The organism is Legionella oakridgensis ATCC 33761 = DSM 21215, assembly GCF_000512355.1.
Taxonomy (GTDB): Bacteria; Pseudomonadota; Gammaproteobacteria; order Legionellales; family Legionellaceae; genus Legionella_A; species Legionella_A oakridgensis.
In genome coordinates this window covers 2603802-2617919 of the sequence record NZ_CP004006.1, presented here as the reverse complement: position 1 = coordinate 2617919, position 14118 = coordinate 2603802, and the positions used below count along the sequence as shown (strand labels likewise).

Below are 14118 nucleotides of genomic sequence, written 5' to 3'. Positions count from 1 at the left end.
ACGTTTAACCTCTTTAACATTCCCGCCCCTCTTTTAATAATGATTATTCTTTTTTTACCACAGTGAGTAATTGCCTTCCGTTTTAGACTGGCTAACCATGTATTTAATGGCATCAATTACTTCGCCCGTTGTACAGTGTTTACAGCCGCCATTCACCGGATGTTTTTTACCCATGACCGTGTTTTCAATCAATACATCCATATTTTGCGCGATGAGCGGTTTCCACATTTCTTTATCGCCAATTTTAGGAGCCCCCAGTTTGCCTTCGTTATGGCATACACCGCAATTTTCATTGTAAATAATCTTGCCGTCGGCTGGGAATTTCGCTGCACCACCTGATTTCAAGTCAAGCCATTGAGAACGTGACAGTGATTTATTTAAAAGATAATCCACCGCAGAAATCACATCATTGTCTGAACAAGTCACGCAAGCACCATGTGGAGGCATGCTGTTGTAGCCGTAAATGGCATGGCGGTATAGTCCTGTCAAACCGCTTTCTTTAAGCCGCATATACCAGCCTGCGCCATTGCCAATGAGAGGAGCGCCCATTTTGCCATCCTGATGGCATATGATGCAGGTGTTAACATACACTTGTTTACCACGTTTTAAAGTAGGTTGCTTATCGGAAGGAGACACGCCCAAAGGCTCTTCGCTCACGACGGTCTTTAAATAAGTGGCAATCGCCATTTGATCTTCTTCTGTCAGATAACTGAGGCTATTATGATTGACTTCAGCCATTGGCCCCGCCACAGGCCCTGCCATATTAATCAGTTCACTCTTAATAAACACATCGGCCACATCATAGCGATTTGCAGTGCGCAAGCCAAATTGTGTGATGTTTGGTGCCCAATAGCCATCCACAAATCCACCGGTCAGATAAAAACGTTGTTTGGGGGAACCTAAAATATTTAAAGGCGTATGGCACATGCTGCAATGGCCAAGGCCATCCACAATGTATTTACCACGATTCCAGGCAGCAGAATGTTCAGGATCATATTCATATTGCTTGTTAGGATAGAAAAACAACAAGTTCCAACCCCACATTCCCAAGCTGGCTCCAGGCATGTTAAAAGGGAATGGTTGACGTTTGTTTTCCAGTTCTACCGGAGGAATGCTCATAAAATAAGCATACAGGGCTCGCGCATCATCGTCGCTGACGTTGGCAAAATAAACGTAGGGAAAAACAGGAAAGTAATTACGTCCTTTGGGATCCCGTCCTTCTTTTAAGGCGCGAATGAAATCTTTTTCAGTCCAATTTCCAATTCCGGTTTTTTTATCTGGAGTAATATTAAGGCTGTAAATAGTGCCAAAAGGCGTTGCAATGGGTAATCCCCCGGCATAAGTTGGAGTGCCGGCGCGAACATTGGTGTGACAGGAAATACAATCGCCAAGCTTTGCCAGGTATTCACCGCGCTGGATTAATTTTTCTTTTTCATCCGTTGCCGCGGGCGTCGTAGGAGGGTATTTAGGGTAAAAGCCATCCACTAATGGGTCAACCCATCTAAAACCATTCTCATTGTTGGTGTTGTTGGCAGCCTGTAATGAGGTGCAAACTGCCAATAGTGTGGCTAACATACAGGTGATTGTATTGTTTTTCAACAAAGAGCCCACGCTCCCTCCTTAAACTCAATATTTTGGCTAATCACTGGCAGGATAAATAAACCCGGCATTTTATACCGCAGTACTGCTAACTTGCAATGTTGTTATGATTTAATAAATTAAGTGATATCAGTTATTGAGGTGACTGTAAACCATCTGAAAATATTAGGCTTATTTTAGATTTTAAAATAACACAATATGTGCGATAATTGCGCCATCTTTGGTATTCTATTTTTTTATGATTATGCCTATCTACCTAAATGGTCTTATGTTAGGTCTTTCACTGATTATGGCATTAGGCCCGCAGAATATTTTTCTAATTCGTCAAGGTGCCTTGCGTCAGCATGCGGTGCTTTCGGCAGTCACTTGTTTTATTTGCGATGTTGTTCTGGTCACAGCGAGTATTGCCGGCTTGCATCATATCCTTGAGCAACATCCTGATTTGCGTCTCTGGATGGCGTGGTTTGGCGCAGGTTTTTTGCTGTACTATGGTGGTGCGGCATTGAAAAGAGCGTTTAGTCGCTCAGCCCGCACTCTCGGAAATGAGCAAACAAATATAACTCGCTGGCAAATTATTATGTTGGCACTGGGATTTAGTTTACTTAATCCTCATGCCATCATTGATTCCCTCGTATTAATTGGTGGTGGTAGTAGCCAATTTCCTGATCACCCGCAAATGTTCTTATTTGGTGTGATTTCATCCAGTCTTGTATGGTTTACTGTATTGACTATAACGGCCTATTATTTTTCGGGGATATTAACCAAAACCACGGTTTGGCGGCGTGTTGAATTATGCAGCGGAATTCTTATGATTTACCTAAGCTTAAATCTGGTTTCTAGCCAAGTATGAGGATAAGGTAGAAAGGGCCAATCAGTGTGTCGCCAATTGACCCAGTGGAATGACACATAGCAAGTCCAACCTCGCAGCGGAAATATCTCATAATTTGTTTGGAATTGTCAAATGAAATCAATTTGCCAATTTTTAAGAGAATCTCATGGTCATGGAGATTTTTAATCATTTGTGGTTAGGTGTGTTAAATTCCTTTTTATTAATTTTTAATAATACGTATGTTTTATAGCAATGAAGTTCGTGATACCCGTCAATTGTTTTTCTCAAGTTGGAAGAAATACAGGGAAAGGCAGCCCCTGCTTCCCTTAGAGGAACAAATTGCGGCAGTTATCTTGGATCATCCTGAATATCATGGATTACTCGAGCATCGTTTCGCAAGCGAGGCCTCTTATTTTCCTGAGACGGGACAAACGAATCCTTTTTTACATATGGGCTTGCATTTGGCGATACGTGATCAAATTGCTACTGACAGACCTGCAGGAATAGAGGCTATTTATAAAAATTTATTAAAAAAATACGCTGAGCCTCTTGTGGTTGAGCATTTGCTTATGGATCATCTGGCGGAATGCTTGTGGCAAGCACAGCGACATCATGCGCTTCCAGATGAAAAAAAGTACCTCGAAGCATGCGCTCAGTTACTTTTGTAATTGAAAAATAGCCTAAAAAATAATATTAATCTGGGTAGTTAGTCTCTTGACGATTGTTAAATTCGATTTATAGTAATTAAACCTTTGCAAAAATTAATGGAGCTAATCGTGAAAAAGGTGATTGTTATATTGGCTGTTTTATTTGGAGTGTCGATGTTTGCTCATGCTGATGTCAACAACCAGCCAGACACCCAGCAGGCCCCTGCCGCAAATAATATGGCTCCTAATGCTGAGGAAAATAATGATAAAAACACTCAGCAATCGGCTGATGATGAGAATGATGATGAAGACGAAGGCAGTGGGGATGAGGGCGATCCTTCTTACGATCCAAATCCTGAGACTGATGATAGCAATGATTCGGGGTCACCAACAGCACAGCAATCATAAGGTAAGCGATTTAAAAAAGCCCTATTGAATAGGGCTTTTTTATGTCAATTTACTTCGTTACCTTGATTGGCACGTCATCCTACCAAAGATAAGGCATGTGAGAATATTGATTTGTTTGATTAGACGCTTTTTGTATGATTATCGGTTAAGATAGACTACGTATTTATTTATGATAAACAAGTGATGAGCAAGCCACAAAAAAATACCCATTTTGGATTTCAAAGTGTCCCATGGGAAGAAAAAGAAAAAAGGTTGGGGAAGTTTTCCATTCCGTGGCAGGACGCTACGACTTGATGAATGATTTGATGTCGGTCGGTATTCATCGGTTGTGGAAATATTTTACGGTAGAATTAAGTCGGGTGCGCCCTGGGCAAACGATCCTTGATCTAGCTGGCGGAAGCGGAGATTTGACACGCCTGTTGAGCAAGAAAGTAGGTAACACCGGGCAAGTTATTTTGGCTGATATTAATCCTGCAATGCTTAAAGTTGGCCGTCAACGCCTACTTGATGAAGGTTTGCTGGATAACTTGAGCTTTATTCAGGCGAATGCAGAAACGTTACCGTTTGCTGAAAACAGCTTTCATTGCATTACTATAGCATTTGGGCTGCGAAATGTGACGGATAAAGATAAAGCGTTGCGTTCTATGTTTAGAACATGTAAGCCGGGTGGAAAAATTATGGTTCTGGAATTTTCTACGCCGGTATTGCCGGGATTAAAGCCTTTCTATGATTGGTATTCATTCCAGATATTGCCTAGAATTGGCAAATTATTTGCACAGGATTCCAACAGTTATCAGTATCTGGCTGAATCCATTCGCATGCATCCTTCACAGGACGCGTTAAAGACCATGATTGAGCAGGCAGGATTTGAAGATTGCCATTATTATAATTTAACGGGTGGTATTGTTGCATTGCATATTGCTTATAAATATTGAACCAGTACCTTTCCCATTTAATTTTGACAGGTTGAATTGTAAAAATGGTTCTGGTTTCTGACATCCCCGCTCTGTTTTTGTTTCCCTGTGAAGGCAGGAATCCATTTTGAATGGAGCACAGAGCCACTTAAACATGGATTCCTGCTTTCGCGGGAATGACGGACAATCTGTCAAAATTAAATGGAAAAAGTACTAGGTGCGTGATTGACTGTCGTTTCATATTCGCCAGACCATCATGAACCATGTTTTGAGGTATTTGCTTGGATTGAGCATTATTGCATGACGGGCAAAGACGTACGTAAGAGAAGAATATGATTAAAAATTTAACGATAAAAGCCCTGCAAAAAGCAATTAACCGTGCCTTATCTCTTGATGAAACCCGACTGCCTAAATTGCAAGCCTTGGAAGGTAAAGCTATAGAGGTGATTATTACCCCTTTGAATGTGAATTTTTTTATCTATTTTTCCCAGGGCGAATTACAATTACTCTCTGACTATAATGGCCATATTGATACGATTATACATAGCAGTCCACTGGGATTAATTCGTTTAAGCGTATTGCCTGCTTCAAAAGTTCGTTCATTATTCAATGATCAAATCAAAGTGTCAGGCGATGTTGAATTAGGACAAGAGGTAAAAAAACTATTTGATGAGTTGGACATTGACTGGGAAGGACATCTTGCGCAATTTACCGGAGACGTCGTAGCTTATCAAGTAGGGTCATTTTTTCGGCGCGGATTGACGTTCAAACGACGTACTGTGGAATCCTTACAGCAGAATATAACAGAATATTTACAAGAAGAATTGCGCATGGTGCCGCCGCGAGAAGAAATGAATGATTTTTTCAAAGAGGTTGATGATCTGTCTTTACGTGTCGAGCGCCTAGCTGCCCACGTCAATCAATTACGGGCCCGCTATGAAGCCGATTAAACAATTGGTGCGATTACTGCATATTAATTATATTTTGGCCAGAAATGGACTTGATCAAGTCATTGTAAGTATCCGGCTTTTTGCACCATTGCGTTTTATCGTGTATTTAAATCCCTGGAACTGGTTTCGCCGAGAAAAACTGACAAGGGGCGAGGCATTACGAAAAACGCTGGAAGAACTTGGTCCTATTTTTGTTAAATTTGGACAAGCGTTATCAACCAGACCTGACATTTTACCTGTGGATATTGCTTTGGAGTTATGTAAGCTGCAGGATAAAGTGCCATCATTTGCCAGTGAAAAAGCCTTGGCTATTATTGAGAAAGCATTTGGCCAATCTGCATTTGAAGTGTTTGCTGCGTTTGATGAAAATGTGCTTGCTTCCGCGTCTATTGCACAGGTCCATGCTGCCACATTAAAAAGTGGGGAAGATGTGGTTGTAAAAATTTTGCGTCCTGGTATCAAAAAGATAATTGAACAAGATTTAAGTATTTTACATACCATTGCCAACTTGGCCGATCGATACTGGTCTGAAAGCAAACGATTTAAACCGAGAGAAATTGTCCAAGAATTTGAGCATAATTTAATCGATGAGTTAAACCTGCAGCGTGAAGCAGCAAATGCCGGGCAATTGCGGCGTAATTTTCATAATTCTCCATTGCTTTACATTCCTGAAATTTACTGGGATTACGTTCGTGATAACGTCATGGTCATGGAGCGTATTTACGGCATTCCTGTGACGGATATTGCAACATTAAGAGAATATGGGGTGAACATCAAAAAGCTTGCAGAACGAGGGCTTGAGATTTTTTTCACCCAAGTTTTCCGGGATTGTTTTTTCCATGCAGACATGCATCCAGGTAATATCTTTGTTTCCTTCGTCAATCCAGATGACCCACAATATATTTGTATTGATTTTGGCATTATTGGTACGTTGAATGATAATGATAAACGTTATCTGGCTGAGAATTTGCTGGCTTTTTTTAATCGTGATTATCGTAGAGTGGCGCAATTGCATGTTGAATCAGGTTGGGTCGCAAGAAACACGCGTGTTCATGAATTTGAAAGTGCTATCCGCATGGTATGCGAACCGATTTTTGAAAAACCGCTGAAAGACATTTCTTTTGCGTTGGTGGTATTACAGTTATTTCAGGTGGCTCGTCGTTTTCAAATGGAAGTACAGCCACAACTGGTATTGCTGCAAAAAACACTGCTGGCTATAGAAGGCCTTGGGCGTCAATTGTACCCGGAACTTGATTTGTGGTTAACGGCAAAGCCTTTCCTTGAAAAATGGCTGCGAGAACAAGTGGGACCCAAAGCCTTGCTTAAAAATTTACGCGAGAATCTCCCTTTCTTTGTTGAGCAATTACCCCATATGCCACGTTTGCTTAACGATGTATTATTACTAAGCAAAGAACAAAAATTATCTTATGCAGAAGCATTGATGTCTAAGGAGTCTGAAGCAAGAGCTCGTTTTAATTGGAATAAGCGGCTAGGTGGTGTTTTTTTACAGTCATGATCACATTCAGTGCCATCAGTTATCTTGGCATATTTGATCATAAAAAATTGGCGGCAATTGCTTTGGGTACGGCAATTGCTGGCGGATTAACTGCTTTTATACGACGCTGAAAGCTTAAGGAGCTGCACATGGGAATAAGCGGAATCAGTCCTTTATCTTTATTATTAATTTTTCTGATTATTATTGCTTTATTTGGAACCAGCAAACTTAAAAGCATAGGATCGGATTTGGGTGCGGCCATTAAAAATTTTCGTCGTGCTCTAAATGAAGATGATGATCAAAAACCATGAGTGCCGGCGAGGTATTGCTGACTTTGCTGGTGGCTTTATTGGTATTTGGTCCATCCAAATTGCCCATGCTGGCGCATCATTTAGCCAAAATGGCTCGTCTCTTGCATCATTATCAACAACAATGGTCACGGTTTTGGCAATCGCAGTTGAATGAGCATCAATTGCAGGAAAACCTGAAAAAAGCCAAAAAAGCCGACACGAAATATTTACAGGATGAAGAGGTGCCTTAATGTTTACCGTAAATTTCTTCAGGACTTACGGAAAACGGCCAATCTCTGTCGCCTCTAATTTCTTTGCCTTGACCGCGGGATTTTTCGTAAGTCTTGTTTTTTTTGAAAGAATACAGCCAATAGAAGCCCAAATTCATATAAGAGGCAAAGCGGCAAGGCCAGCATGATCTGGGAAAATACATCCGGTGGAGTTAGCAGCATTCCGATAATGAATGCAGCGACAATGACATAAGGTCGTATGAGTTTTAACGAGCTTACCTGAAGCAATTGCAAGCGTACCAACAAGAGACACAGTAGTGGAACTTGAAAACAAACGCCAAAAATCAATAGCATTCGGAGGATGAAATCAACAGCATAAGCCATATCCGGAAGGAAGCGTACTCCTTGAGGAACCGCTTGTGCAAAAAACTGCAGCATAAAGGGTAAAACGAGATAAAAGCAAAACAATACACCAACAGCAAAAAGCGTTAGACTGATGATGATCGCCCAGGATACATTCTCTTGTTCATGGCGATAGAGGCCGGGAGAAACAAAACGCCAGACATGAAATAGGGCAAAAGGGGCAGTAAGAAGCATGGCACTGTCTGCCGCCAGTTGAATAGGAATGAATAAAGGTGAAGTAAGGTAGGTAGCAATCAAAGAATCTTGAGCAGGAAGATTTTTAATTAAAGGTTGAACTAAAAAGAGGAATAGTTCGCCTGAGTATATAAAAAACAATACAAAAAAGATTAAAAACACAAAAAGAGTATGTAGTAGACGACGACGCAGTTCGATCAGATGACTTAGCATAAGTAGATAACAGATCGGCAAAATTAAGAATAGACACTAACATGCATTTCCTAAGTCTGTCGATTATTTCTTTATCTGGCATAATAGACGCTGATTTATTTTTGGGAATCTTGTATGCAACATCGTCCCCGCAAAAGGTTTGGACAAAATTTTTTGCAAAGTCCACAAATCATTGCTGCTATTTTACGAGCCTTTGAGCCTAAAGCCGATGATCACGTCGTAGAAATTGGTCCGGGACAAGGGGCATTAACAAAGCCATTGTTGAAACATCTGAATTCATTAACCGCCATTGAAATTGACAAGGATTTACAAGCGTATTTATGGACTCTTCCTAATGCGTCTGAGAGGTTGCAACTCATGGATGCGGATGCTTTAACCATTGATTATAGTCAATTTGGCAAGTCAGTAAGAGTCATAGGTAATTTGCCCTATAATATATCGACCCCGCTTATCTTGCACTTGTTGCATTTCGCAAGCCACCTTCAAGACATGCTTTTTATGTTGCAAAAAGAAGTGGTAGAGCGCTTGGCAGCAAGCCCGGGGTGTAAGGATTATGGGCGGTTAAGCGTTATCGTGCAATATTATTGCAAGGTGGAACATTTGTTTAATGTCCCAGCGGATGTTTTTTTTCCAAAACCTAAAGTGGAATCTGCCATAGTGCATCTCACTCCCCATCGTATTTCACCTTATCCTGAAGTGGAATTTCATCAATTGGAGCGCTTATTGGCGCAAGCCTTTTCCATGCGAAGAAAAACATTGGCAAATAATTTAAAGCCGCTTCTTAATTCCTCGGAAATAAGTGCATTAGGCATTGACCCAAAGCTAAGGCCTGAACAGCTCTCTATTGCGGAGTATGTTCAGATAGCGAAATTTGTTACCAAATAGTGTATACTTCGTTCGACCGGAAATAAAATCACTTGCGTAAAAAGCGTGTAATAATAAGGATAAGATAAAAATATTTATAAGGTCGGGAGATTGCCTTGTTTCACCGTTACAGTAAAAAAGCAAAATCGCCTAGTTCTAAGCCATTGAAAGATTTAACGGCGGTTGAATCACCGGCACAACTGTTGGCTGATGCTAAAAGACAAGAATTGCTTGCGAAAATCAAGTTATCCAGTGGGCTTGAAGGATCACGTTTTGAGCTGCTGTGCATGCCGCTCATTCATAATTTTATTAATCACGGTCAAAGTTTGCCGGAAACTTCAAACAGTTACTACTCTTTACCTGGTGGTTTACTGGATCATGCTTTAAATCGTACGGAAGCAGCCCTGCATTTATTTAGAGAATATGTATTGCAAGAAGGTGCAGAACTTTCCGAGGAGCAAAAGTTATGGGTATATGCCTTGTTTTCTGCAGGTATTTTGCAAGGAATTGGAAAATTACAAAATAATTACAGCGTTGAATTATTTGATTTAAATGGGCAGCAATTAAAACAATGGAACCCGCTCTTAGAAAGCATGGCGTCTGTTGGTAGATATTATCATTTTGAATTTCAAAAAGAATCAGAAGAAGAGTTGCGTCGTCGCCTAAATTTATTGTTGGGACGGGCGTTGATGCCTGCTAATGGGTTCTCTTGGATCGCGGCTAATCCGCAGGTATTGGCTGTATGGCTTGCACTTCTTAATGAAGATTGGCAGTCAGCAGGTACTTTGGGTGCTGTTTTGATTCGTGCAGATGCCATTGCTATCCAGCGATACTTTAGTGAATTCTTGATTCGAAATATGGCTGGCCGCGGAGGTCGTGCCAATCGCATTTCAACCTTTATTGATTCAATACCAGATTCGTTGGCTGAAAAAGAACGATTGATTGGCATGGAATTTATCAAGTGGCTCACCATTGCCTTGGAAAAAGGCCAGATTATGATCAATAAAGCCCCTTTATTTATGGTTCCTGGCGGCTTATTGATGTGTGCGGAAATATTTAAATACTTTGTGCGCGAGCATCCGGAATTTAAAAACTGGCAAGCCATACAAAAAGGATTTTTATCGTTGGGGTTACACAAGATTGCGGCTGATGGCGAGGTTATTTCACGGTTTGAACAATCGAAAAATCAGCAAATGGTTAGCGGCATTGTGGTTTCAGACTATGCGGTTGTTTTACCTAATCAGGTAAAAGTCCATAACTTAAACACAGGGAAAATAACAGAACAGTCTGCTACCGAGTTGATAAATACGACACAACAGGGTAGTCATTTTACTCAGAAACTGGCTGGAACCCCATCAGAGCCGCTTCGTCATCTGGCTGCCAATGGGCAATGGCAAGTCATAGAAACTTCGGTAGCTCAGGTAAAACTTGAGAATAAACACAATGGCTGATTATGTTATTGGTGATGTTCAAGGTTGTTATGATCCATTGCAGCGGTTACTTGAACGAATTGATTTTAATGAACATCAAGACAGACTTTGGTTTGTAGGTGACTTGGTTAATCGTGGACCACAGTCCCTTGCCGTATTGCGTTTTATCAAACGATTACCCCATAAGCCACGAATCACACTGGGTAATCATGATTTACATCTTTTAAATCGACTCTTTGGTGAGACTAACAAAGTCAATGCAGATGATACTTTAGTGGAAATAATCCGTGCCCCTGATCGTGACGAATTGGGACATTGGCTGCGTAAACAAAACATTTTAATTTATGATGAAGCGTTGAATATTGTAATGACTCACGCTGGCATTGCTCCCATGTGGGACTTACCACAAGCGCAACAATTGGCGGAAGAATTGGAGCAGGTTTTGTGGGGAGAGCATTATCAGGAATTCTTAACTCATATGTATGGCAATGAACCCGATATATGGTCTTTTAACTTAACGGGCACAACCAGGTTGAGGGTAATTTGCAATTATTTTACCCGCATGCGTTTTTGTGACCATCAAGGCCGTTTATGTTTTCGTTATAAAGGCTCTATTAAAGAGGCTCCGGCAGCTCTTTATCCATGGTTTGAAGTTCCTCATCGTCATGAGATTCCTGTGGATATTGTGTTTGGGCATTGGGCAGCTTTATTGGGTCAATGTTCTCTTCCAAGAATCTATGCGATTGATACGGGTTGTCTTTGGGGAGGAGAATTAACCGCATTGCGCCTGCAAGATAGACAACGCTTTACGGTGCCAGGGTTGGTGGTAAATTAATGAATTGGGGGACGATCACCAAGATTTTCTGGATCATTAGCTTATCCTTGAATGGTTTAACGTTTGCTGCGCAGAACTCATCGAATCAATGCACTTCCGAAATACCTAAGTTTCGTTGGGGAGATGATCCTGCTTTGGAGATGCAGCGTGTAATAGCTGCCGAAGAACGCCTTGAAAAAGCAATTAAAAATCCTGAATATATGGTGGAACATTGGATAGAATTGCCTACTTCGCCAACATCTCATTCTGCCAAAGCGCAATTTTTGAGTTTGCGGGAAGCGATTTTGTTAGCCTTGCGCTACAACCCCAATATTCGCAATGCAGAACTCGATCGCATTATTCAGCGATATCAGTTACGACTGGCAGAAAATCAGTTTGAATTGCAATATGCTTTGGCAGGTACCGTGCAAAGCGAAAAAAGCCATTACAGTGGCATTGGCAGCACAACCACAAACAGTTCCATATTTACCCCTGAAATAGGTTTAAAAACCAAATTTGGCACCGATTTGTCGTTGCAAATGGACAATAATGTTGCGTCTATTGGTGGTTATAATCCTTTGCTTAATTTTTCCATTTCACAACCATTATTGCGTGGTTTTGGTAAGGCGGCCAATGAAGCTGGCTTATTAGATGCACAGGACAATGAGTGGTTAAATAAATTAAATTTACAACAAGCAGTGATGGATCAAGTCACTCAAGTAATTACCAGCTATCGTGCATTGATTTTAAGCGGTAATAGCTTGCAAAACGAACGGCGGCAATTAGAGGAAGCCAAAAAAACGTATGAAATTAATAGAAAAAAAAATAAAAGCAGGCCAGCTGGAACCTACGGCAAATATTCAACAATCCTATCAGATTGAATCTTTAAACTTGATGGTAGAACAAGCCGAGAATGATTTTATAAACATGACTCAGGAATTGCTGCAAACCATAGGACTTGACCCTTCACTGAAGTTGGCTGTTCCCAGCGATGTTTCTTTAGGAAAGATTGTTATACCGGATGTGAATGAATCGATTGAAATAGCCTTAAATCAGAATACGCAGTATTTGGCGCTAAAGATGGCATTGCGTGCAGACGAGAGAGCCTATAAAGTGGCTAAAAATCAACAGCTGTGGCAATTAAACTTAAATGCCAATGTGCAAACCGGTACCATGAATAATGTGGATGGTAATGGTGGTTTATTAGGTATTTACAATGGACGCAATACCATTGAATCAGCCGGAGTGACTTTAACAATTCCCATTAATGATATTGGCCGGCGTGATCAATTGATTTCTGCCAAAGTTCGGCTGGAGAAAGATCGTTTAAATTTAATTGCGGCCAAACGTGCCTTAATAACGAGTGTTAAAAACACTATTAATAATATACAAAGCCAGGCGAAACGTTATGAACTGGCTCTACGCCAAGTTAAATTGGCAGCGCAATCTTATGCTTTGGAAAAGAAAAAGCAACAAGCAGGGATAGCAAGTTCGCTGGATGTCAGTAATACCCAGAATCAGTTATTACAAGCTCAAAATGGCCTTATCAATGCAAAAATAGCCTATTTGAATCAAATATCAGCATTGCAGCGCCTATTGGGAACCACCCTTGAACAATGGCAAATAAAACTCAGATATTGCGGATGAACATGACCAATCACTTAAAGAGAAAATTCAAGGAATACACGGCAAAAGCCATGGGCAGGCTGTTTATTCTTTTATTTTTTTCAAGTTTGCTTACTGCCTGTGGCGAACAAACTTCTATGGCTAAAAATAATCTCAAGACTTATGAGGTAAAACCGGAAAATATCCACAAAACGTTGTATTTTACCGGAACCATGCAGCCATTAAAAGAAAATACGCTGACCAGCCCAATGGATGCGGTTGTAGAAACCATGCATTATCATTATGGCCAACGTATTAAGAAAAATGACGTTGTATTTACCTTAAACTCGCCTGAATTGCAAAAGCAATATAATGAAGTACTAACGGATTATTTAAAGGCAAAGGATACTTACACCATAGCACAGGCTAAATTTGTAGGAACAGAAGATTTATGGCAAGCCGGTTTGCTTTCCAAAAACAATTATCTTAGTGAAAAATCCAGTCTTAATAATGCTCGTGTTTCATTAATGCAGGCGACTCATAAATTATCAGACATGCTGGAGAAGATGGATAATGATGGTGGACAGAATTTGTCTTCTTTAAGTTTTGCAGCATTTGATAAGGTCCGACTAGCGCTGACCGCGAAACATAATATGATTCATTTGAAATCACCCGATGATGGTGTGCTTTTATATCCGCCAAAATCAAATGAAGATAAAAGTGGACGATTAACGGTAGGGACGGCGGTTAAAGCGGGACAAGTGCTTGCCCTCATTGGTGATATGAGCGGAATTCGCGTGGAAATTGATATTCCTGAGGTGGATATTGATAAAGTTAAACCTGGAATGCCAGCTGTTATCCGCAGTACGGCTTTTCCTAAAGAAGCACTCCAGGGGAAATTAATTGTAATGAATGCCCAAGCTTCAACGACCAGTGCAGCCACATTGCCGTCGTTTACCGCGATCGTAGAGGTTAAGGGATTGACGTTGCAACAACAAGCCTGGGTAAAAGTGGGCATGAGCGCTTCCATCGAATTATCGGTGGATAGTGCGGATAAATTAATGATACCCATCGCTGCCGTAAAATTAAAAGCTGGTAAAAGCATTGTGCAAGTACTAGAAAAAAATGGTACTCATCGGATACAAGAGGTAACGACCGGCAGCGCTTTAGTGGATAAAGTGGTGATTGATTCGGGGTTAAAATCAGGGGATGTTGTGATTTATGATTAAGGTG

Annotated in this window: 13 protein-coding genes and 2 pseudogenes; 13 read left to right on the top strand and 2 right to left on the bottom strand. The window is 40.8% G+C overall.

Translation table 11 applies throughout. From position 1 onward, the window contains the following. Positions 1-54: 54 nt before the first annotated feature. Positions 55-1575, bottom strand: coding sequence for a c-type cytochrome (locus tag LOA_RS12715; RefSeq protein ID WP_081725011.1), 1521 nt, complete (start codon positions 1573-1575; stop codon positions 55-57). 268 nt (positions 1576-1843) lie between these two features. Between LOA_RS12715 and LOA_RS12710 the strand changes: the two genes are divergently transcribed. From LOA_RS12710 to LOA_RS12675, 8 genes and pseudogenes are all read left to right on the top strand, one after another. Further along, on the top strand, positions 1844-2449 hold the full coding sequence (locus LOA_RS12710; RefSeq protein WP_025386664.1) for a LysE/ArgO family amino acid transporter: 606 nt from the start codon (positions 1844-1846) through the stop codon (positions 2447-2449). A gap of 218 nt (positions 2450-2667) precedes the next feature. After that, the gene (locus LOA_RS12705) at positions 2668-3096 is read left to right on the top strand and encodes a DUF1841 family protein (RefSeq protein ID WP_025386663.1); all 429 of its coding nucleotides are present in this window, start codon (positions 2668-2670) and stop codon (positions 3094-3096) included. A 108-nt stretch (positions 3097-3204) separates the two neighbouring features. Further along, a complete protein-coding gene (locus LOA_RS12700; protein WP_147370138.1) occupies positions 3205-3483 on the top strand; it encodes a hypothetical protein in 279 nt (92 codons plus the stop codon). Positions 3484-3666: 183 nt separating this feature from the next. Then, positions 3667-4418, top strand: a pseudogene (ubiE, locus tag LOA_RS12695) (bifunctional demethylmenaquinone methyltransferase/2-methoxy-6-polyprenyl-1,4-benzoquinol methylase UbiE). A gap of 311 nt (positions 4419-4729) precedes the next feature. Continuing rightward, entirely contained in the window at positions 4730-5347 is a 618-nt protein-coding gene (locus LOA_RS12690) for a ubiquinone biosynthesis accessory factor UbiJ (protein ID WP_025386661.1), read from the top strand. Continuing rightward, positions 5334-6863 (top strand): ubiquinone biosynthesis regulatory protein kinase UbiB, encoded by a 1530-nt coding sequence (ubiB, locus tag LOA_RS12685; RefSeq protein WP_081726661.1) that lies wholly within the window; start codon positions 5334-5336, stop codon positions 6861-6863. The genes LOA_RS12690 and ubiB overlap by 14 nt, the downstream gene beginning before the upstream one ends. A gap of 128 nt (positions 6864-6991) precedes the next feature. After that, positions 6992-7153 carry a twin-arginine translocase TatA/TatE family subunit gene (tatA, locus tag LOA_RS12680; RefSeq protein WP_025386660.1) on the top strand — a complete coding sequence of 54 codons (162 nt, stop codon included), beginning with the start codon at positions 6992-6994 and terminating at the stop codon, positions 7151-7153. Further along, the gene (locus LOA_RS12675) at positions 7150-7383 is read left to right on the top strand and encodes a twin-arginine translocase TatA/TatE family subunit (protein ID WP_025386659.1); all 234 of its coding nucleotides are present in this window, start codon (positions 7150-7152) and stop codon (positions 7381-7383) included. Before tatA ends, LOA_RS12675 begins: the two co-directional genes overlap by 4 nt. Positions 7384-7437: 54 nt before the next feature. On the opposite strand, the gene tatC is transcribed toward LOA_RS12675, so the two are convergent. Continuing rightward, entirely contained in the window at positions 7438-8172 is a 735-nt protein-coding gene (gene tatC / locus LOA_RS12670) for a twin-arginine translocase subunit TatC (protein ID WP_025386658.1), read from the bottom strand. Between the two features lie 114 nt (positions 8173-8286). On the opposite strand from tatC, the gene rsmA reads away from it, so the two are divergent. The 5 genes and pseudogenes from rsmA to LOA_RS14580 all read left to right on the top strand — a co-directional run bounded on the left by rsmA (position 8287) and on the right by LOA_RS14580 (position 14114). Further along, positions 8287-9057: a 16S rRNA (adenine(1518)-N(6)/adenine(1519)-N(6))-dimethyltransferase RsmA gene (rsmA, locus tag LOA_RS12665; RefSeq protein WP_025386657.1), complete on the top strand. Its 771-nt coding sequence runs from the start codon at positions 8287-8289 to the stop codon at positions 9055-9057. Positions 9058-9152: 95 nt separating this feature from the next. Then, entirely contained in the window at positions 9153-10487 is a 1335-nt protein-coding gene (locus tag LOA_RS12660) for a TraI domain-containing protein (RefSeq protein ID WP_025386656.1), read from the top strand. Continuing rightward, positions 10480-11301, top strand: coding sequence for a symmetrical bis(5'-nucleosyl)-tetraphosphatase (locus LOA_RS12655; RefSeq protein ID WP_025386655.1), 822 nt, complete (start codon positions 10480-10482; stop codon positions 11299-11301). The genes LOA_RS12660 and LOA_RS12655 overlap by 8 nt, the downstream gene beginning before the upstream one ends. 101 nt (positions 11302-11402) lie before the next feature. Further along, a pseudogene (locus LOA_RS12650) lies at positions 11403-12927 on the top strand (TolC family protein). Positions 12928-12929: 2 nt separating this feature from the next. Further along, entirely contained in the window at positions 12930-14114 is a 1185-nt protein-coding gene (locus LOA_RS14580; RefSeq protein ID WP_042239019.1) for an efflux RND transporter periplasmic adaptor subunit, read from the top strand. Positions 14115-14118 lie beyond the last annotated feature (4 nt).

Bases quoted from the DNA above. Each gene is read 5' to 3' on its own strand.
- LOA_RS12715 (WP_081725011.1), bottom strand. From the start codon at position 1,575: ATGTTAGCCACACTATTGGCAGTTTGCACCTCATTACAGGCTGCCAAC.
- LOA_RS12710 (WP_025386664.1), top strand. From the start codon at position 1,844: ATGCCTATCTACCTAAATGGTCTTATGTTAGGTCTTTCACTGATTATG.
- LOA_RS12705 (WP_025386663.1), top strand. From the start codon at position 2,668: ATGTTTTATAGCAATGAAGTTCGTGATACCCGTCAATTGTTTTTCTCA.
- LOA_RS12690 (WP_025386661.1), top strand. From the start codon at position 4,730: ATGATTAAAAATTTAACGATAAAAGCCCTGCAAAAAGCAATTAACCGT.
- ubiB (WP_081726661.1), top strand. From the start codon at position 5,334: ATGAAGCCGATTAAACAATTGGTGCGATTACTGCATATTAATTATATT.
- tatA (WP_025386660.1), top strand. From the start codon at position 6,992: ATGGGAATAAGCGGAATCAGTCCTTTATCTTTATTATTAATTTTTCTG.
- LOA_RS12675 (WP_025386659.1), top strand. From the start codon at position 7,150: ATGAGTGCCGGCGAGGTATTGCTGACTTTGCTGGTGGCTTTATTGGTA.
- tatC (WP_025386658.1), bottom strand. From the start codon at position 8,172: ATGCTAAGTCATCTGATCGAACTGCGTCGTCGTCTACTACATACTCTT.
- rsmA (WP_025386657.1), top strand. From the start codon at position 8,287: ATGCAACATCGTCCCCGCAAAAGGTTTGGACAAAATTTTTTGCAAAGT.
- LOA_RS12655 (WP_025386655.1), top strand. From the start codon at position 10,480: ATGGCTGATTATGTTATTGGTGATGTTCAAGGTTGTTATGATCCATTG.
- LOA_RS14580 (WP_042239019.1), top strand. From the start codon at position 12,930: ATGACCAATCACTTAAAGAGAAAATTCAAGGAATACACGGCAAAAGCC.